At 63.5% G+C, this 18,026-nt stretch carries 16 protein-coding genes; 10 read left to right on the top strand and 6 right to left on the bottom strand.

Annotation, left to right across the window (positions count from 1 at the left end):
* The 3 genes from HY836_RS16420 to HY836_RS16410 form a co-directional block, all read right to left on the bottom strand.
* Window positions 1-251 (bottom strand): NAD(P)-dependent oxidoreductase (locus tag HY836_RS16420; protein WP_290678168.1); only part of this gene is annotated, 251 nt, incomplete at its 3' end.
* A 90-nt stretch (window positions 252-341) separates the two neighbouring features.
* The gene (gene ilvN, locus HY836_RS16415) at window positions 342-833 is read right to left on the bottom strand and encodes an acetolactate synthase small subunit (RefSeq protein ID WP_290678165.1); all 492 of its coding nucleotides are present in this window, start codon (window positions 831-833) and stop codon (window positions 342-344) included.
* Between the two features lie 175 nt (window positions 834-1,008).
* Window positions 1,009-2,790, bottom strand: a complete 1,782-nt coding sequence (locus HY836_RS16410) for an acetolactate synthase 3 catalytic subunit (RefSeq protein WP_290678162.1) — start codon at window positions 2,788-2,790, stop codon at window positions 1,009-1,011.
* Between the two features lie 312 nt (window positions 2,791-3,102).
* Here HY836_RS16410 and HY836_RS16405 point away from each other — a divergent pair, with 312 nt between their 5' ends.
* From HY836_RS16405 to HY836_RS16385, 5 genes are all read left to right on the top strand, one after another.
* Complete coding sequence (locus HY836_RS16405) at window positions 3,103-3,690, top strand: RNA polymerase sigma factor (RefSeq protein ID WP_290678159.1); 588 nt, start codon at window positions 3,103-3,105, stop codon at window positions 3,688-3,690.
* Entirely contained in the window at window positions 3,687-4,313 is a 627-nt protein-coding gene (locus HY836_RS16400; protein ID WP_290678156.1) for a DUF3619 family protein, read from the top strand. The genes HY836_RS16405 and HY836_RS16400 overlap by 4 nt, the downstream gene beginning before the upstream one ends.
* Window positions 4,314-4,322: 9 nt before the next feature.
* Complete coding sequence (locus tag HY836_RS16395) at window positions 4,323-5,165, top strand: DUF3106 domain-containing protein (RefSeq protein WP_290678153.1); 843 nt, start codon at window positions 4,323-4,325, stop codon at window positions 5,163-5,165.
* A gap of 73 nt (window positions 5,166-5,238) precedes the next feature.
* Window positions 5,239-5,784, top strand: coding sequence for an RDD family protein (locus HY836_RS16390; RefSeq protein WP_290678151.1), 546 nt, complete (start codon window positions 5,239-5,241; stop codon window positions 5,782-5,784).
* Window positions 5,785-5,825: 41 nt separating this feature from the next.
* Window positions 5,826-6,440: a TIGR00730 family Rossman fold protein gene (locus tag HY836_RS16385; protein WP_290678148.1), complete on the top strand. Its 615-nt coding sequence runs from the start codon at window positions 5,826-5,828 to the stop codon at window positions 6,438-6,440.
* 103 nt (window positions 6,441-6,543) lie between these two features.
* On the opposite strand, the gene HY836_RS16380 is transcribed toward HY836_RS16385, so the two are convergent.
* Window positions 6,544-6,882 carry a P-II family nitrogen regulator gene (locus HY836_RS16380; RefSeq protein ID WP_290672164.1) on the bottom strand — a complete coding sequence of 113 codons (339 nt, stop codon included), beginning with the start codon at window positions 6,880-6,882 and terminating at the stop codon, window positions 6,544-6,546.
* Between the two features lie 113 nt (window positions 6,883-6,995).
* A complete protein-coding gene (locus HY836_RS16375; protein ID WP_290678145.1) occupies window positions 6,996-8,705 on the bottom strand; it encodes an NAD+ synthase in 1,710 nt (569 codons plus the stop codon).
* Between HY836_RS16375 and HY836_RS16370 the strand changes: the two genes are divergently transcribed.
* Together HY836_RS16370 and HY836_RS16365 are read left to right on the top strand one after the other, a co-directional pair.
* Window positions 8,704-9,963 (top strand): GNAT family N-acetyltransferase, encoded by a 1,260-nt coding sequence (locus HY836_RS16370; RefSeq protein ID WP_290678142.1) that lies wholly within the window; start codon window positions 8,704-8,706, stop codon window positions 9,961-9,963. The genes HY836_RS16375 and HY836_RS16370 overlap by 2 nt on opposite strands.
* Window positions 9,964-10,016: 53 nt before the next feature.
* Window positions 10,017-10,547, top strand: a complete 531-nt coding sequence (locus tag HY836_RS16365; RefSeq protein WP_290678139.1) for a hypothetical protein — start codon at window positions 10,017-10,019, stop codon at window positions 10,545-10,547.
* A 12-nt stretch (window positions 10,548-10,559) separates the two neighbouring features.
* Here HY836_RS16365 and HY836_RS16360 read toward each other — a convergent pair whose 3' ends face one another.
* Window positions 10,560-12,236, bottom strand: a complete 1,677-nt coding sequence (locus HY836_RS16360; protein ID WP_290678137.1) for a serine/threonine-protein kinase — start codon at window positions 12,234-12,236, stop codon at window positions 10,560-10,562.
* A 180-nt stretch (window positions 12,237-12,416) separates the two neighbouring features.
* Here HY836_RS16360 and HY836_RS16355 point away from each other — a divergent pair, with 180 nt between their 5' ends.
* The 3 genes from HY836_RS16355 (at window position 12,417) to HY836_RS16345 (ending at window position 18,019) form a co-directional block, all read left to right on the top strand.
* Window positions 12,417-14,336, top strand: a complete 1,920-nt coding sequence (locus HY836_RS16355) for a diguanylate cyclase (protein ID WP_290678135.1) — start codon at window positions 12,417-12,419, stop codon at window positions 14,334-14,336.
* 145 nt (window positions 14,337-14,481) lie between these two features.
* Entirely contained in the window at window positions 14,482-16,005 is a 1,524-nt protein-coding gene (locus HY836_RS16350) for an NAD(P)/FAD-dependent oxidoreductase (protein ID WP_290678133.1), read from the top strand.
* Between the two features lie 97 nt (window positions 16,006-16,102).
* Complete coding sequence (locus HY836_RS16345) at window positions 16,103-18,019, top strand: aminopeptidase P family protein (RefSeq protein WP_290678131.1); 1,917 nt, start codon at window positions 16,103-16,105, stop codon at window positions 18,017-18,019.
* Window positions 18,020-18,026 lie beyond the last annotated feature (7 nt).

Raw genomic sequence — 18,026 nt, 5'->3', positions numbered from 1 at the left:
TTCTCGTCGGGCAACAGGATCATCACGACGTCAGCGTTCTTGACGGCGTCATTGACTTCAGCGACCTTGATGCCAGCGGCTTCCACCTTGGACCACGAAGCGCCACCCTTGCGCAGACCGACCGTCACGTTGACGCCGGAATCACGCAGGTTTTGAGCGTGGGCATGGCCTTGCGAGCCATAACCGATGATGGCCACGTTCTTGCCCTTGATCAGGCTCAGATCGGCGTCCTTGTCGTAATAGACCTTCATGTTTATCTCCGTCGGAAAAAGTGGTTCAGTTGAAACTGAGGAAAAAGCGGGGAACAAAAGCGGGAAGTAGAGAACGGCGGTGAGCCAGACTCAGACGCGCAAGATGCGCTCGCCGCGCCCGATCCCGCTGGTCCCGGTGCGCACGGTTTCAAGGATGGCGGCACGGTCAATGGCTTCGATAAAGGCATCGAGCTTGGCCGAGTCGCCAGTCAGTTCAATGGTGTAGGTCTTGTCGGTCACGTCGATGATGCGGCCGCGGAAGATGTCCGCCATGCGCTTCATCTCTTCGCGTTCCTTGCCCACGGCACGCACCTTGATGAGCATCAACTCACGCTCGGTGAAGGGGCCTTCGGACAGGTCGACAACCTTCACGACTTCGATCAGGCGGTTCAGGTGCTTGGTGATTTGTTCGATCACGTCGTCGGAACCGGTGGTCACGATGGTCATGCGCGACAGCGAAGGGTCTTCCGTCGTGGCGACGGTCAGGCTTTCGATGTTGTAGCCGCGTGCGGAGAACAGGCCCACCACGCGCGACAGCGCGCCGGCTTCGTTCTCGACCAGAAGGGCAATGATGTGTTTCATATGGATCGTCCTTGCGGGCTCTTTAGCCAGAGGGCGGTAACCCCAGGGCCGTGGCCACGTAGTGCGACAGGTATCGGTTGAATGTCCATCCCGGCCCCAGGCTTTCAGGGTCGTCAGTCAGGCACCGGCAAGCACCAGACTGCACCCTGCCCGCCTCAGGCCGGGCCTATGTGAATTACAGGTCTTCGGAACCCAGCAGCATTTCGGAGATGCCCTTGCCGGCCTGAACCATCGGCCAGACGTTTTCAGTCGGGTCGGTGCGGATGTCCAGGAACACGGTGCGGTCCTTCAGCTTGATGGCTTCGCGCAGTGCGCCTTCCACGTCTTCCGGGCGCTCGATCAGCAGACCGATGTGGCCATAAGCCTCGGCCAGCTTGACGAAGTCAGGCAGCGCGTCCATGTAGCTGTGCGAGTAGCGGCCGCCGTAATCCAGCTGCTGCCACTGGCGCACCATGCCCAGGTAGCGGTTGTTCAGCGCGATCACCTTGACGGGCGTGTTGTACTGCTTGCAGGTCGACAGCTCCTGGATGCACATCTGGATCGAGCCTTCGCCCGTGATGCAGAAGACATCGGCGTCCGGCTTGGCCAGCTTGATGCCCATGGCGTAAGGCAGGCCCACACCCATGGTGCCCAGGCCACCGGAATTGATCCAGCGGCGAGGCTCTTCAAACTTGCTGTACTGCGCGGCAAACATCTGGTGCTGACCCACGTCCGACGTGATGTAGTAGTCGGTACCGGCAGTCAGTTCGGCCAGCTTCTCGACCACGGCCTGAGGCTTGATCACTTCGGTCGATGTCCTGAACTTCAGGCAGTCGCGCTTCTTCCATTCGTTGACCTGCTCCCACCACTTGCCCAGGGCATGCTGGTCGGGCTTGATCTGCGATTCCTTGATCTGCGCGATCATTTCCAGCAGCACGTCCTTCACATCGCCCACGATGGGGATGTCGACCTTGACGCGCTTCGAGATCGACGAAGGGTCAATGTCGATGTGGATGATCTTGCGTTCGACCTGGGCGAAGTGCTTGGGGTTGCCGATCACGCGGTCGTCGAAGCGGGCGCCCACGGCGATCACCACATCGGCGTTCTGCATGGTCATGTTGGCTTCGTACGTCCCGTGCATGCCCAGCATGCCCAGGAAGGTCTTGTCAGACGCGGGGATGGCGCCCAGACCCATCAGGGTGCTGGTGCTGGGGTAGCCCAGCATGTCGACCAGTTCGCGCAGTTCCTTGGAGGCCTCGCCCAGGATCACACCGCCGCCGGTGTAGATGTAGGGGCGCTTGGCGCTCAACAGCAGTTGCACGGCCTTGCGGATCTGGCCGCCATGGCCCTTGCGCACGGGGTTGTATGAGCGCATTTCCACTGTCTCCGGGTAGTGGAAGGCGGTGGTCTTGAGCGAAACATCCTTCGGGATATCGACCACGACGGGGCCAGGACGGCCGGTGCGGGCGATATGGAAGGCCTTCTTCATGGTCGTGGCCAGATCGGCGACGTCCTTGACGAGGAAGTTGTGCTTGACGATGGGGCGCGTGATGCCGACGGTGTCACATTCCTGGAAGGCGTCCAGGCCGATGGCAGGCGTGGGCACCTGACCGGTCACGATCACCATCGGGATCGAGTCCATGTAGGCGGTGGCGATACCGGTGATGGCATTGGTCACGCCGGGGCCGGAGGTCACCAGGGCCACGCCGACGTCGCCCGTGGCACGCGCATAGCCGTCAGCAGCGTGGACGGCAGCCTGTTCGTGGCGCACGAGCACGTGCTCGATGGTGTCCTGCTTGTACAGGGCGTCGTAGATGTAGAGAACCGCGCCACCGGGGTAGCCCCACATGTACTTGACGCCTTCAGCCTGAAGGCAGCGTACGAGGATGTCGGAGCCGTTGAGGATCTCGCCGGAGGGGGACTGAGCGTGTGCGTCGGCCGTGCCGGCGCGTTTGATGTCCGAAGGAGACATGTCCATGATGAATTGGAACCTTTCCGAATTTCTCTAACGAAAAACGATCGGTGCCCCTCTACATCGCCACAGCCTTTTGTGAGGTCTGAGACAACAGCACTGCGACAACGGATTGCCAGCGTGCTCGCCCTTGTGAGGCGGATTTGGAGCCTGCGCGGTCTGCCACCGGAGCCTACTTAAGGGTCGGGCTGTCCAGATTCAGACCAGATCGAGATGGCGCAAAGACGAACATTATCGCATCCCTTCGCGTCAATTCAAGCGAACCCCAAGTCACAACCCTCAAGGATTCACGACTCAATGCCATAATCCGCCCGCGAAATGACTCCCCTGCCCAGCCCCTCTGACGAAGAAGAGCTCAACGCCTTCCTGAAAGGTGTGGAGCGGCGCGCGTTCAAGCGCACGGTTTACGCCGTGCGTGACGAAGACGCGGCGCTGGACATCGTGCAGGACGCCATGATCCGCCTGACACAAAGTTACGCGGACCGCCCCTCGAACGAGTGGCCCATGCTGTTTCAGCGCATCCTGTCCAACGCCACGCTGGACTGGTTTCGCCGCCAGAAAGTCCGCAATGCGGTATTTACCAACATTGGTGACCTCGAAGCCTCTGTTGACGGGGATGACAGCGGCGACTTCGATCTGCTTGAATCGTTGAGATCCGGCGAAACGGGCTCGGAAGGTGCTGATGATTCAGCCAGCCGTGCCGAAATACTGGTTCAGATAGAAGAAGAGGTCAACAAACTGCCAGGACGTCAACGAGAAGCCTTCCTGCTGCGTTACTGGGAGGAACTGGATGTTGCAGAAACTGCCGCAGCCATGGGTTGCTCCGAAGGCAGCGTGAAAACGCACTGCTCTCGCGCCGTTCAGTCACTTGCCAAAGCCCTTCAATCTCGCGGTATTACATTGTGAAAACCCGTCCTACCACCCCGCTGACACCAGCGCAACGCGAAGCCCTTGAGGCGCGCTTTGCCCTGCGTCTGAGCGCGCGCCTGGAAGAGGGTGCGCAGTCTGTGCCGCATGATATTTCCGAGCGTCTGCGTATCGCGCGGGAACAAGCCATTCGTGCAGGCCGAGAGGCTCGCGCGGCAGCCCTGGCCCCAGCCGTGGCACCGGCGCCAGTCGTTCAGGTCAACGTCGCAGGCCTGAGCGCAGCGGGTGCTGGCGGGGCTGGCCAGAACAGCAACTGGAACGAAAGCCGTTACGCCCGCGCCAGCGACCATGGTCGCCGGCTGGACGACAGCCCACCTTCGTGGGGCTGGCGTCTGGCGTCGCTCCTGCCTGTCATTGCCCTGGTGGCTGGCCTTTGGGGCATCCACCGCTATTACAAGCAGGAACAGGTTCAGGCCGCCACCGACGTGGACATGGCCCTGCTGACCGATGACCTGCCCCCTGCCGCCTATTCGGATCCCGGTTTTGTGGAATTCCTCAAGACCGACACCGGCCCGACTGTCCGCCCGATCGAAGAGGCGGCCCCCGAGGTGGATGGCGATCTTCAGACCACCGAGACGGCACCGGCTTCCTCCACGCCCTGAGATCTGGTCATGAAGTTGCCCCTGTTCATCGTTCGCACCTTGCCCCCGGCCCTGGCGGCCGTGGGTTTGCTGTGGGCCACACATGCGCCCGCCAAGGCTGACGCGGTGCTGAACAAGGCCAATGCGAGCCAGACCGTGCTCATTGACTCCCCAACCGATTGGCGCGACCTGTCCCCCGAGCAAAAGCAAATCCTTCAACCCTTGGCCCCTCACTGGTCGCGCATGGACGAGACCGGGCGAGACAAATGGGTCAATGTCGCCAAGCGTTACAAGGATCTGTCACCGGCCGAGAAAACGAGGATGCGTGAGCGCATGTCGCAGTGGGCCAAACTGCCTGCACAGGAGCGCGGTGAAGCGCGACTGCGCTTCCAGCAAACCCGCCAACTGTCCCCCGATCAGCGCCAGGAAAAATGGGCGGCCTACCAGGCCCTGCCTGCGGAAGACAGACGGGATCTGACCCGCCAGGCGCAACGCCGCGCCAAGCCAGTCCTGCTGGCAGAGAACATGGTTGGCCCAAGGGAAGCCAAACAGGTGTTCGCTGCCAAGCGCACGGTAACCGCCAACTCATCGGACAAAAAGTCCAATGTGGTTCCCAACGCCATCACCGGCACGGCGCCCACGCCCACAGTGGTTCGCCCCACCATGGTGAAAGCCGGCACGGGGGCCACCACCACCTTGGTCAACCAACGGCCCACGCCTCCGATGCACCAGCACACGGGGATGACCAAGATCGCAGCCAGCAAAGGCTTCGTCGATCCTGTGACGATGCTGCCCAAAAAGGGCGCGCAAAGTGCAGCCATGGCCTCGCTGCCAGCCTCTGCCGTCGGCAACGAGCCTGCCACTCGCCGCTGAAGCTACCCAGGCTGAGCGGCGGCACCAAGCTGGTGTATCGTTCGCGCTCCGCTGATTTCCTTTCCCTGCGTCCATGACGGCTTCTTCCGCCCCCCAGCCCACCACGCTCAGCGCTGCCACCTGCAAGGCGCGGGCTCAAGGCCCGGCCCCTGCATTGCGTCGCCGCATGGCGGCGTTCACCTACGAGGGCGTTCTGCTGTTCGGCCTGGTCATGGTCGTGGGTGGCATCTACTCCGTTCTGACCAACCAGCGCCATGGTCTGCATGGTCGCGAAGGCATGATGGCCGCACAGTTCCTGGCCTTGTCTCTGTACTTCATCTGGTTCTGGACGCATGGTGGGCAGACGCTGGCCATGAAAACCTGGCATGTGCGACTGGTCACCGAAAAGGGCGACCCGATATCACTTGGCCAGGCCTTGCAGCGCGCCCTGCTGGCATGGTTGTGGTTCATGCCGCCGTGGGCGGCCGCGTGGCTGGTGGGATGGCATCAGTCCAAGCTCCTGTATGGCGCCATGGGTGTCTGGATTCTGATCTACACCTCGTTGACGTGGCTATTGCCCCAAGGCCAGTTCCTGCACGACATCATCTGCCGCACCCGGCTGATCGACACCCGCGCCTGAAACACCTCTTTCAATTGTTAGTTAGCAACGAAAGCCTGAACATGTCCTTGTCGCTGTGCGTCTATTGCGGCTCCCGCAATGGCCTGGACCCCGCCCACCTGGCTGCCGCGCGCGAGGTGGGCAGGCAGATCGGCCTGCGAGGCTGGCGCCTGGTCTACGGTGGCGGCAGCACCGGCCTGATGGGCGCAGTGGCGGACGCCGCACTGTCAGAAGGTGCCGAAGTCATCGGCGTGATCCCGCACCGGTTGATCGAGAAGGAGCTGGGCCACGGTGGCGTGACCGAACTCCAGGTCGTCGACAGCATGCACGAGCGCAAGCACAAGATGGCCATGCAGGCGGATGCCTTCATCGCCTTGCCCGGCGGCATCGGCACCATGGAAGAAATCTTCGAGGTCTGGACCTGGCGCCAGCTGGGCTACCACCGCAAGGCGCTGGGCCTGCTTAACGTGGCCGGCTATTACGACGAGCTGCTGAGCTTCATCGACCGCAGCCGCGATGGCGGCTTCCTGTGGCCCGATGTCCAGGAGCTGCTGCTGGTGGACACCGAGATCCACAGCCTGCTGGACCGCATCGAAGATGAATTTGCGCGCCTGAAAGCACAAACGCCGCCGGACCTGGCTCAACCTGGCCCGGGCGGCGTCGCGTCCGAGATCTAACCCCCCCTACGCGCTTCGCGCCCCCCCTCAAGGGGCAACACCAGCAGACCTGCAAAGCCGGATCTGCGGTGTTTGCTTGGTAAGGTAGTGCTGCGCGGAAAAATCAAACAGCTGCTTCGTCGGTCTCGCCGGTGCGGATGCGCACCACTTGCTCGACAGGCGTCACGAAGATCTTGCCGTCACCGATCTTGCCGGTCTTGGCGGCCTTGATGATGGCCTCGATGCAGCGATCGACATCTTCCGTCTTGACGACGACTTCGATCTTCACCTTGGGCAGGAAGTCCACCACGTACTCGGCGCCACGGTACAACTCGGTGTGGCCCTTCTGGCGACCAAAACCCTTGACCTCGGTCACGGTCAGGCCGGTCACGCCGACTTCGGCCAGGGCTTCGCGGACTTCTTCCAGCTTGAATGGTTTGATGACGGCGGTGATCTGTTTCATGGCGGGAACTCCGAAATAAAGTCAGCGAAAAATAGGGGCGATGCTGCATCGCATTGCAGCTATTTAAGCACGTCTGAGGGCTTTTAGGCGCAGGGCAATCTGCGGAAAAGCAATCAGGCGCGGAATCGCGAAGTGATCGGGTAGCGCCAGTCGCGACCAAAAGCACGGTGCGTGATGCGGATGCCCACGGGCGCCTGTCTGCGCTTGTACTCGTTGATCTTGATGAGGCGGGTGACCTTGTCCACATCGGCGCGCGGGAAGCCCGCCGCCACGATCTCTTCGATGGACTGATCAAGCTCCATGTAGCGCTCCAGGATGGCGTCCAGCACCTCGTACTCGGGCAGGCTGTCCTGATCCTTCTGATCGGGGCGCAGCTCGGCCGAAGGCGGGCGCGTGATGATGCGCTCGGGGATGGGCTCGACATGCCCCGCTTCGACGGCCTGGGCATTGCGCCAGCGCGACAGTCGGTAAACCAGGGTCTTGGCCAGGTCCTTGATGACGGCAAAGCCGCCGGCCATGTCGCCATACAGCGTGCAGTAGCCCGTGGCCATCTCGCTCTTGTTGCCTGTGGTCAACACGATGGCGCCCGTCTTGTTGGACAAGGCCATCAGCAAGGTGCCACGGATGCGGGCCTGGATGTTCTCTTCCGTCGTGTCCTCGGCACGCCCCACGAACAAGGGCGCCAGGGACTGGTTGAAATCTTCGAACATCGGCTTGATCGCGATTTCATCGTGGCGCACGCCCAGGCGCTCGGCCATGTCGCGGGCGTCGATCCAGGAGATGTCGGCCGTGTAAGGCGACGGCATCATCACGGTGCGGACCTTGTCGGCACCCAGCGCGTCCACCGCGATGGCCAGCACCAGGGCCGAGTCGATGCCACCTGACAAGCCGATGATGGCGCCCGGGAAGCCGTTCTTGCCGACGTAATCGCGCACGCCACAAACCAGGGCCGCCCAGATTTCAGCTTCGTACGACAACGCAGGGGCCAGCGTGCCGCTGACCTGCCCTTGAGGCTGCAGGGTCACGGCCAGGGTGGCCACTTCAAAACTGGGCGCACGCGCGGCCACCTGGCCTTGGGCGTCCACCGCGAACGAGGCGCCGTCGAACACCACTGCGTCCTGGCCGCCCACCATGTGGGCGTAAACCAGCGGCAAACCCAGGGCACGGGCACGGTCGCCCATGCGGGCTTCGCGCTCGGCACGCTTGCTGGCGTGGAAAGGCGAGGCGTTGAGCACCACCAAAGCCTGCGCGCCTTCGCCCACTGCCGAGTGGGCGGGCTCGTCAAACCAGGCGTCTTCGCACACCAGCAGGCCCACGCGCCAGCCCAGCACGTCCACCACCACCGGGCCCAGGCCTGCCTCGCGGCCACTGATGAAATAGCGGCGTTCGTCGAAGACCTGGTAGTTGGGCAACTCGCGCTTGGCGTAGCTGGCCACCAGACGCCCACCGTGGATCAGGCTGGCCGAATTCAGCCGACGCGGCACGGACCAGGAGCGGGTCCGCACATCGTCACCCGGCCCGGTCTGGGGGTGCCCCAGCACCAGATGGAGATCCGGCAGATCGGCCAGGTTTCGGGCGATGTGCGCGACCATGTCGTCGCACGCCTCCATGAAGGCCGGACGCAGCAAGAGATCCTCAGGGGGGTAGCCGCACAGGGCCATTTCCGGCGTCACCACCAGGCGCGCGCCATTGGCGTAGGCTTGGCGGCTGGCGTCGATGATGGCCTGGGCATTGCCCTTGAGGTCACCCACGACAGGGTTGAATTGCAGCAAGGCCACTTCCAGTGCGTGAGCAGGGGTGGCAACAGACGACACAGCGTTCATGGACAGATTCGATTCAGTGGGTGCGCACAGTCAGGCTGGTGCGCAAGCCAGCATGGTACCGGGCCTGAGGGCTCATTGGCACGAGCGGCTCGATCAGATCCCTTTTGAGCAGTGGGATGAACTGGTGTCGCCGGTTGATGGTGGCACCCCATTCCTGCGCATGGCCCTGCTGCGTGCCATGGTGGACAGCTGCAGCGCCTGCCCGGACACCGGCTGGCAAGTGCAGTTTCTGACCTTGCAGGACGCCACGGGGCGCATCCAGGCGGCCTGCCCGCTGTTCCTGAAAAGCCACTCCTATGGCGAATACGTGTTCGACTGGTCCTGGGCAGACGCGCACGACCGTGCGCTGGCGAAAAACGGTGAGCGCTACTACCCCAAGCTGCTGGGCGCCGTGCCGTTTTCGCCCATACCCGGCCCCAGGCTGCTGACTCACCCGGCACTGAGCGATGCGGCGCAAGACGAAGCACGTGGCCTGTTGTTGCAGACCATGGTCGATCGCTGCGCCAGCGAGGGCTGGTCTTCGGCGCATGTGCTGTTTCTGCCCGAAGCCGAAGCCGAGCGCGCCCGGCGAGCGGGCTGGCTGGTCCGCCAGGGTGTGCAGTTCCACTGGCAAAACCGGGCACCCGTGCCGTATGGCAGCTTCGAAGACTTCCTGGCGAGCCTGCAGCGAGACAAGCGCAAGAAGATCCAGCAGGAGCGGCGCAAGGTTCGCGAAGCCGGCGTCAGCTTCGAGGTCCTCACCGGGCCGCAGATCACGGAGGCCGACTGGGCCTTCTTCGCACAGTGCTATGCCCAGACTTACCACGAGCGAGGGCAGCGCCCTTACTTGACACCCACGTTCTGGCAGATGGCCGCCCATGCCCTGCCCGACAACTGGGTGTTGTTCATCGCCAGCCAGGCAGGCGAAAGGGTGGCATCGGCCTTGCTGGCATATGACCCGGAACATCGTGTGGCCTACGGCCGCTACTGGGGCGCCATGAAAGACATCTCCTGCCTGCACTTCGAGGCCTGTTATTACCAGCCACTGGCCTGGTGCATCGAGCACAGTGTGCGCCGCTTCGAAGGCGGCGCACAAGGCGAGCACAAGCTCACCCGCGGGCTGCTGCCCGTCCCGACTCGCTCGGCCCACTGGCTGCGGCACGAGGGATTGCGCCAGGCGGTTGCCGATTTCCTGATGCGGGAAACGCTTGGCGTTGATCAATATGCAGCCGAATTAGATGCGCGAAGCCCGTTCAAACCCGGAGATCAGGACACTTGACGAAGTGCGACACTGTTCAAGCACATGCACCATCCTAGAAATCAGGGCAAAAGATGTTGGTCTCGACTGCACAGGCTACGGCCGTTGTACCCCCCGCCATACTGGATATAGAGGCATCCGGTTTTGGCCTGGGCAGCTATCCGATTGAAATCGGTTTCGTTCAGCCCAACGGCCAGACCTGGTGCAGCCTCGTCAAACCCCAGGCGGACTGGCAGCACTGGGATCCCAATGCCGCCACGGTGCACAACATCACGCGCGAACAACTGCAGCACAGTGGCCGCAGCCCGTCGGAAATTGTGGACGTGCTCAACGAGCACTTGCGCGGCATGACGGTTTACTCGGACGCCTGGGCGCACGACTACACCTGGCTCAACCGCCTGTACGAGGCCGCTGACCGCAGCCCGACCTTCAAGTTGGAGAGCCTGCGTGCCTTGCTGTCAGACAGCGAAGCCGCGGCGTGGCATGAAGTCAAACGTGGCGTGGCGATCAAGTCCGGCCTGGCACGCCATCGCGCCAGTGCCGACGCACGCATCCTGCAGCAAACGTGGATGGCTTTACGCGGCGAAGAACGCGCTGCAGCCTGACTCGAAACCCAGTCAGTAATTGGGCCGCTGGGCAGCCTCCTGCTGGCGCATGCGCTCGCATTCAGGATGCGCGGCGTAGTCGGCTCTTGAGCAGTGCCGCTTCATGCAGATCGCCAGCAAGATGAAGTTTTTGCCTGCGCAGGCCTTTCGGGGGCTCAGTGGTTCGCCCGCGTCTTCGGCTGCGCTTGTGCCACCATCCTTGCGAAGCTGAGCTTGTTCCTCTCGGGCAGAACGCTTTGGCTTGTTGATGGCGACCGTACTGGCGGGTGAGGCCGCCGACGCGGATGGCAAAGCGCGCTTGCGAGGCTCGGCCGGCAAGCTGGCTGCCTTCTTGGATAAGGTCGAACTGGCCGCTACAGGCGATGACACAGGTTGATCCTTGGGCCGACTGTGCTGCGACCACCACAGTGCCAAGCCTGTCAAGACCGCCATCACCGCCAGGCCCCACTTCAACCAGTTGGACTGAACGGCAACATCACGCTCTGCCTCGCCAGGTTCAGGCATGCCGGTGTTGTCGCGCAATGGCATGGGCACGGTTGGCTCGACAGAGGCATCGCCCAACACCTGGCGAGACTGCGCAGAGGTGGCCTCAGTTGGCCAAGCTGGCGGGCCATTGAGCTTGCCCGCAGCTGGAATCGTCGTCATGTAGGCCTGCGCCTCGATCGCCTGATGGCCGGGTGGCGCCTCTTGCGCCGCGTTGCGCACGAGGACGGTCTGAGGTGACCTCTCTGGATCGGGCGCCTCGGCACCACCAAGCGGCTTGCACACGATGCCGGACAGCTCCTCGCGCCAGGCCGCGACCGAATCAGGCCGGTCTTGCGGCCGCACCGCCAGTGCATGGTCGATGGCCCCGATGAAGGGCTCGCTGAGGTGGCAGTCAAAGTCGCTGGCCAGCCCAGGGCTCATTTGCCTGAGCGTAGGCAAGGCGTCGTGCACGGTGCGCGCCGTGGCCGGCATGGGGGGGCGCCCCGTGATACAGAAATGCACCACGGCCGCCAGCGCGTACAAGTCCGTCCAGGGGCCCTGGCGGATCTGCACCGTTTCCGCGTATTGCTCGATGGGGGCAAAGCTGGGTTTGACGATGGCTGTGAGCGCCTGGGTGTGATCGCCGATGACGTGGCGCGCTGCGCCCAGGTCGAGCAAGACGGGGCGCCCCATACCCGGGCCACTCTCGTCGTCCAGCAGCAGGATGTTGTCGGGGGCGATGTCGCGGTGGAAGACGTTTTCCCGGTGCAGGCACTCCAGCGCGCCCAACAGAGGGATCATCAGGCGACGCAACCACGCCTCGTCCGGCGGGCCACTCATATTGCGGCGCACCTGCTGCAGTGTCTGCCCTTGGTAGTAAGGCATGACCATGTAGGCCGTGCCGTGCTCTTCCCAGAAGCGGTAGACCTTGACCAACGACGGGTGATCAAAACGCGCCAGCAGGCGAGCCTCGTTGATGAAGGAGCGCAAGCCCAGCGCAAAGGTGTCTGCATGCGCGGCGGAGCGAACCACCACCTCCAGATCGGGGCCGCGACCGGCCAGCGAGCCAGGCATGTACTCCTTGATGGCCACCTGGCGCTGCAGCGCGTGGTCCAAAGCCAGATAGACGATGCCGAAGCCACCGACACCCAGGATCTTCCGGATCTCGAATTCACCCAGTCGGGCGCCTGCGGGCAAGGCTTCGTGCTCGAAAATGGTCGGCATGGAATGGCTATGGCCACCCAGTGTGCCGGCAGCCCTCTCAACAGCTTGTCGTTGATGCAATCCACCAGCTTAACTCAGGCTTGCACCGGGGAATCAGGAAACATTCAGTTCAAGATGAGCTAAAGGTCCGGCGCCAGCTTCCGAAATCCCGGATGCTGTTGTTTTGCAGTCGGGGTGTCCATGTCTTCATTCATCCAATCGATGAACATGGGGACGCCCACCATTTACCGTCGCCCCTCGGTCACAGCCCAGTTGCTGTCGGCCGCAGGTCTGGTCCTCGGTCTTGCGTTGTCGTCCTCGCCACAATCTTCCGCCCATATCTCGGGCATCGTGATAGCGGGAATCGCAGGGTTGAGCATGTGGTTCAGCCACAGGCGCATGCATCAAACGCTACAGCGCACGCTCGAGACGGAACGGCTCTGGCAGGCCGTGGCCAAGGGTTGCGAGGTCGGCGTCATGACGCTGGCCGCACGGCGCGATCAGGTCGGGCGCTTCGTGGGCTACGAGATCGTGCAGGCCAACCCGCGCAGTGGCGACCTGTTCCATACAGAGAAGCCCTTACAAGGTCAGTTGCTACTAGACGTGCTGCCTTCGCACCTGCACGCGGCCTTCCTGCACCGGTTGACCTGCGCCATCGAGTTGAACCAACCCCAGGTGGAAGAGCACGCCTTCACCCGCCCAGGCAGCAAATTGCCGGTGCGCTGGTTGCACCATCAGATCGTGCCGCTGGATGATGGCCTGGCCGTGATCACGCGCGACACCAGCGAGGCCCACCACGCCATGGGTGTGGCACGCGAGCAGACGGCCTTCTACCGCACGCTGGTCGACTGCCTGCCCATGGCGGTCTATGCGCGCAGCACGCGCCCCAGCAGTGCGGGCGAATACGTGGTGTGGAACAAGGCTGCGGCGGAAGTCATGCAGTTGCCGGCTGACAAGGTGCTGGGCCGCAAAGCCAGCGATCTGATGCCACCTGACGTGAGCCGCCGCGGCGACGAGCAGGATCTGGCGGTGCTGCGCGACCCGCGCATCCACCACTTCCCGAATCTGACCTACCAGACTCCCAAGGGCGAACGCATCGTTGATCTGATCAAGGCGCCGGTCTATGGCGTGGATGGCGAGGTCGACCACATTCTCTCCATCGCACGCGACGTGACCGACCAGCGCCAGGCAGCAGAGCAGCTCAAACTGGCGTCGCGCGTGATCGACGAAACCGGCGACGCCGTAGTCGTGAGTGACGCCGTGGACCGCATTGTCATGGTCAACCCGGCCTTCCTCAATCTCACCGGCATGACGCCTGCCGAGGTGGTTGGGCGAAGTGCCGAGTTGCTGGGCATGCCGCCACTGCGCGAATCGCATCTCCCAGGTGTCATTCAGGCACTGAAGGGCAACCAGCGTTGGTCCGGCGAAAGCAGGCAGGTCTGCCAGGACGGTCGAACCCTGGATACCTGGCTGAGCGTGAGCACACTGCGCAATGATCTGCAAAAAGTCACCCAGCACATCCGGGTGTTCAGCGACATATCGGTGCTCAAGGCCCATCAGCGTGAACTGGCGGAACAAGCTCGGCATGACAGCCTCACGGGCCTGCCCAACCGCCGGGCTTTCGGGGAGCGGCTCAACCAGGCCATGGCCCGCGCACGCCGCAATCCTCAGGCGCTGGGTGTGCTCTACATTGATCTGGACGGGTTCAAGGGCGTCAACGACCGCTATGGCCACGCTGCCGGCGACCGTCTGCTGGCCGAAGTGGCCAAGCGACTGCTGACCTGCGTGCGCTTGACGGATTGCGTCTGCCGTCTCGCGGGCGATGAATTCACGGTGATTCTGGAAGGCGCGGGCAACCCGGGCGAGGTGGTGCGCATCTGCCAGCGCATCGTGGAGCGCTTGTCCGTGCCGCACGACATGTCGGGGGATTCGGTGGTCGTCAGCCCCAGCATTGGCGCGGCCATCATGCAGGCCAGCGAATCGGCCGAGGCCTTCTGTCAGCGCGCCGATGCCGCCATGTACGCGGCCAAGCACGCAGGCAAGGCCGGTTTCATCATGTCAAAGGATCCCGTTGCGTCAGACGGGGAAACCATGCCTTTGCTACGACAAGGGACGAATTGATGCAAATTACCCGCAATCAAGGGGCGCACCAGGGCGGTGCAAGGCCACATGGCGCAGTGGGTTACTGGTATAAATACTTAGTTCTTTAGGACGCTGGAGCAGAAGTGGCTGGCGTCTGTTCGTACCACCTTCCTTCTTGTCGCGCATGACCCTATCTACCTCGTCGTTTTCTGGTACCGGATCAACCCAAGCGCAACAAAAGCCTCGCGTCGTGATCATCGGCTGCGGCTTTGGCGGCCTCGAAGCAGCCAAGGCGCTGTCTGATGCCGATGTCGAGATCGTGGTCATCGACCGCACGAACCATCACCTGTTCCAGCCCCTGCTCTACCAAGTGGCGACGGCCGGCCTGCCCGCGCCCGCTATTGCCGGCCCGATCCGCCACATCCTGCGTGACCAGATTGCCGGCGGCAAGCTGACGGTGCTGATGGGCGAAGTCACGTCCATCGACACGGCGTCGAACTGCGTGGTGCTGGATGGCGGCGAACACATCCACTACGACAACCTGATTCTGGCCGCTGGCGCCACACACAGCTATTTTGGCAGAGACGACTGGGCCAAGTACGCCCCCGGCCTCAAGACGCTGGGTGACGCCTTCACCATCCGTCGCCGTGTGCTGACCGCGTTCGAACAAGCCGAACGCGAAACCGATCCCGCGCGCCGCGAACCCTGGCTGACCTTTGCCGTGGTGGGCGCAGGCCCGACCGGCGTGGAAATGGCCGGCACCATGGCCGAGATTGCCCAGCAGACGCTGAGCGCCGAGTTCCGCCGCATCGACTCGCGCGTTGCCCGCATCATTTTGCTGGAAGGCGCCCCACGGGTGCTGGGCACCTTCACGGAAGACCTGTCCAAGCGCGCCAAGGAGCAGCTGGAAATGCTGGGCGCCGAAGTGCTGACCGGCGCCAAGGTGACCAACATCACCGCCTTCGGCATCCACTACGACCTCAACGAAACGCAGCCTGACGGCACGACCAAGGCCGTCTCGCACTTCCTGCCCAGCCGCACCGTGGTCTGGGCGGCCGGTGTGGCGGCCTCGCCGCTGGGCCGTGCGTTGGCGAAAAGCACGGGTTGCCAGCTTGATCGCGCCGGCCGGGTCATCGTGCAGCCTGATCTGACCATCCCTGGCCACAACAACATCTACGTGGTGGGCGACCTGGCCTCTGCCAAGAGCTACCTGGATCCGGAGAACCCGACGCCCGTGCCTGGCGTGAGCCCTGGCGCCAAGCAGATGGGCCGCAAAGCAGCGTTCAACATCATGCGCCGCATGAAGGGGCTGGAGACGCAAGCCTTCCGCTACTTTGACTACGGCTCGATGGCGACCATCGGCAAGCGCGCCGCCGTGGCCATGCTGGACATCCCCTTCACCAAGAAGCAGATCAAGTTCAGCGGCTTCTCGGCCTGGCTGTTCTGGCTGTTCGTGCACGTGTACTTCCTGATTGGCTTCCGCAACCGCACCGTGGTGATGATGGACTGGGCCTGGGCCTACTTCACCTCACAGCGCCATGCCCGCGTGTTCCCGGACCCGCACGCGCTGGAGCCCAATGCGATGCTGGTGCGCGTGACGCCGCCGCCCGTGCCACCTGTGAGCGTCACCGCCGCCACGCCGGCGGTCACCCCACCTGCCACGTCGACGCAAGGCGCGCCCGCTACCCAGCCGTCACCTGCACGCTGAGCAAGCCTGGTGGCCGGGTGTCTGACGCCCGCCACCGCTTGCCCCTTGCGCGGCTGAGGCCGGCCTTGTCATGGCAACATGGGGGCTTGTGTCCCTCATGCGCGCTTCCCAGCGCCGCCTGCACGCCGTGAACGCTTCTGCCGCCGCTTCCAGCCCCGCCCCCTCTCCCGTTTCCGCTCGTTTGCAGGCTCTGCGCCAGCGCATGGCCAACAAGGGCTGGCAAGCCGTGCTCATTCCGAGCAGCGACCCCCACCTCTCCGAATACCTGCCTGATCGCTGGCAAGGTCGTGTGTGGCTCAGCGGCTTCACAGGCTCATCGGGCACCTTGCTGGTGTCGGCCGCCCAGGCCGCCGTGTTCACGGACAGCCGCTATTGGGAGCAGGCCGAAGTCGAACTGGCTGGCTCGGGCGTAGACTTGGTCAAGCTCGACGGCCCGGCCGTGCCGGCCTATGTGCAGTGGCTGGCAGCACAGGCTGGGCTTGCATCACCGGCTGCAGCGTCCACGCTGGCGATCGATGGCACCGTGATGGGCCTGGCCCAGACGCAACTCTTGCAGGACGCCCTGAAAATCAAAGGCTGGCAATTGCACACCAACGAAGACGTGCTTGACGGCATCTGGCCGGATCGCCCTGCCCTGCCAGCTGCCGCCGTGTTCGAACACGCCCTGCCCTACGCCGCCACCCCTCGCGCCGACAAGCTGGCCGCCTTGCGCCAGGCCATGAAGGACAAGGGCGCCACCCACCACTGGATCGCCACGCTGGACGATCTCGCCTGGGTGCTGAACCTGCGCGGCGCCGACGTGGAATACAACCCCGTCTTCCTGGGCCATGCGCTGATCAGCCTGGATGACGCCGCCCTGGTCGTGGCAGAGGGCAAGATCGACACGGCACTGCAGGCACGGCTGTCTGCCGATGGGGTGGCCGTGCGCCCCTACGACCAGGCCTTGTCGGCCATGAAGGCTTTGCCGGATGGCAGCACGCTGCTGATCGACCCAAAGCGCATTACCTGGGGCTTGCGCGAGGCCGTGCCCGCGGGTGTGAAGCTGGTCGAGGCCATCAACCCGACCACGCTGGCCAAATCCCGCAAGACGCCAGAAGAAGCCAGCTTCATTCGTGAAGCGATGGAGCATGATGGCGCGGCCATGTGCACCTTCTACGCCTGGCTGGAACAGGCGCTGGGGCACGAACACATCAGCGAGCTCACGATCGATGAGCGTCTGAGCGCCGAGCGTGCGAAGCAGCCGGGCTACGTCTCCTTGAGCTTTCCCACCATCGCCGGCTTCAATGCGAACGGCGCCCAGCCGCACTACCGCGCCACAGCCGAATCACACGCCATGATCAGCACGCCGCAAGGGCTGTGCGAGGAAGGTCTGCTGCTGATCGACTCCGGGGCCCAGTACGTGGGCGGCACCACCGACATCACCCGCGTCTGGCCTATCGGCACGCCCAGCGCCGCGCAAAAGCGCGACTACACCCTGGTGCTCAAGGGCACGATGGGCCTGTCGCGCACGCGTTTCCCGCGTGGCACCCTGGCCCCGATGCTGGACGCCATGGCACGCGCCCCACTGTGGGAACACGGCATGGACTTCGGGCATGGCACGGGCCACGGCGTGGGCTACTTCCTCAATGTGCACGAAGGGCCGCAGTCGATCTCCAAGGCGGTGCCCGATGCCAACATGGCCATGCAGCCCGGCATGATCACGTCCATCGAGCCGGCGCTGTATCGCCCGAAACAATGGGGCATCCGCATTGAAAACCTGGTGCTCAATGTGCTGCTGGAATCAGCGGTTCCCGATGCGGCACCGGGCACGCCCGAGTACGGCGAGTACCTGGCGTTCGAAACGCTGACGCTGTGCCCGATCGACACACGCTGTATCGACCTGTCCCTGATGCGTGATGATGAAATCGCCTGGCTCAATGGCTATCACGCCGAGGTGCGCAGGCGCCTGAGCCCGTTGCTGAAGGATGATCCGCTCGCCTGGCTCATGCAACGCACCGAAGCACTGACACGCTGATAGGCTT

This window comes from Aquabacterium sp., from assembly GCF_016234775.1.
Lineage (GTDB): Bacteria > Pseudomonadota > Gammaproteobacteria > Burkholderiales > Burkholderiaceae_C > Aquabacterium.
The sequence above is the reverse complement of the archived record's forward strand: the minus strand, read 5'-3'. Positions and strand labels throughout refer to the sequence as shown.

Coding starts and splice junctions, on each gene's coding strand:
- HY836_RS16350 (WP_290678133.1), top strand. CDS start 14,482: ATGACCCTATCTACCTCGTCGTTTTCTGGTACCGGATCAACCCAAGCG.
- HY836_RS16355 (WP_290678135.1), top strand. CDS start 12,417: ATGTCTTCATTCATCCAATCGATGAACATGGGGACGCCCACCATTTAC.
- HY836_RS16410 (WP_290678162.1), bottom strand. CDS start 2,790: ATGGACATGTCTCCTTCGGACATCAAACGCGCCGGCACGGCCGACGCA.
- HY836_RS16385 (WP_290678148.1), top strand. CDS start 5,826: ATGTCCTTGTCGCTGTGCGTCTATTGCGGCTCCCGCAATGGCCTGGAC.
- HY836_RS16365 (WP_290678139.1), top strand. CDS start 10,017: ATGTTGGTCTCGACTGCACAGGCTACGGCCGTTGTACCCCCCGCCATA.
- HY836_RS16345 (WP_290678131.1), top strand. CDS start 16,103: ATGCGCGCTTCCCAGCGCCGCCTGCACGCCGTGAACGCTTCTGCCGCC.
- HY836_RS16405 (WP_290678159.1), top strand. CDS start 3,103: ATGACTCCCCTGCCCAGCCCCTCTGACGAAGAAGAGCTCAACGCCTTC.
- ilvN (WP_290678165.1), bottom strand. CDS start 833: ATGAAACACATCATTGCCCTTCTGGTCGAGAACGAAGCCGGCGCGCTG.
- HY836_RS16360 (WP_290678137.1), bottom strand. CDS start 12,236: ATGCCGACCATTTTCGAGCACGAAGCCTTGCCCGCAGGCGCCCGACTG.
- HY836_RS16370 (WP_290678142.1), top strand. CDS start 8,704: ATGGACAGATTCGATTCAGTGGGTGCGCACAGTCAGGCTGGTGCGCAA.
- HY836_RS16395 (WP_290678153.1), top strand. CDS start 4,323: ATGAAGTTGCCCCTGTTCATCGTTCGCACCTTGCCCCCGGCCCTGGCG.
- HY836_RS16390 (WP_290678151.1), top strand. CDS start 5,239: ATGACGGCTTCTTCCGCCCCCCAGCCCACCACGCTCAGCGCTGCCACC.
- HY836_RS16380 (WP_290672164.1), bottom strand. CDS start 6,882: ATGAAACAGATCACCGCCGTCATCAAACCATTCAAGCTGGAAGAAGTC.
- HY836_RS16375 (WP_290678145.1), bottom strand. CDS start 8,705: ATGAACGCTGTGTCGTCTGTTGCCACCCCTGCTCACGCACTGGAAGTG.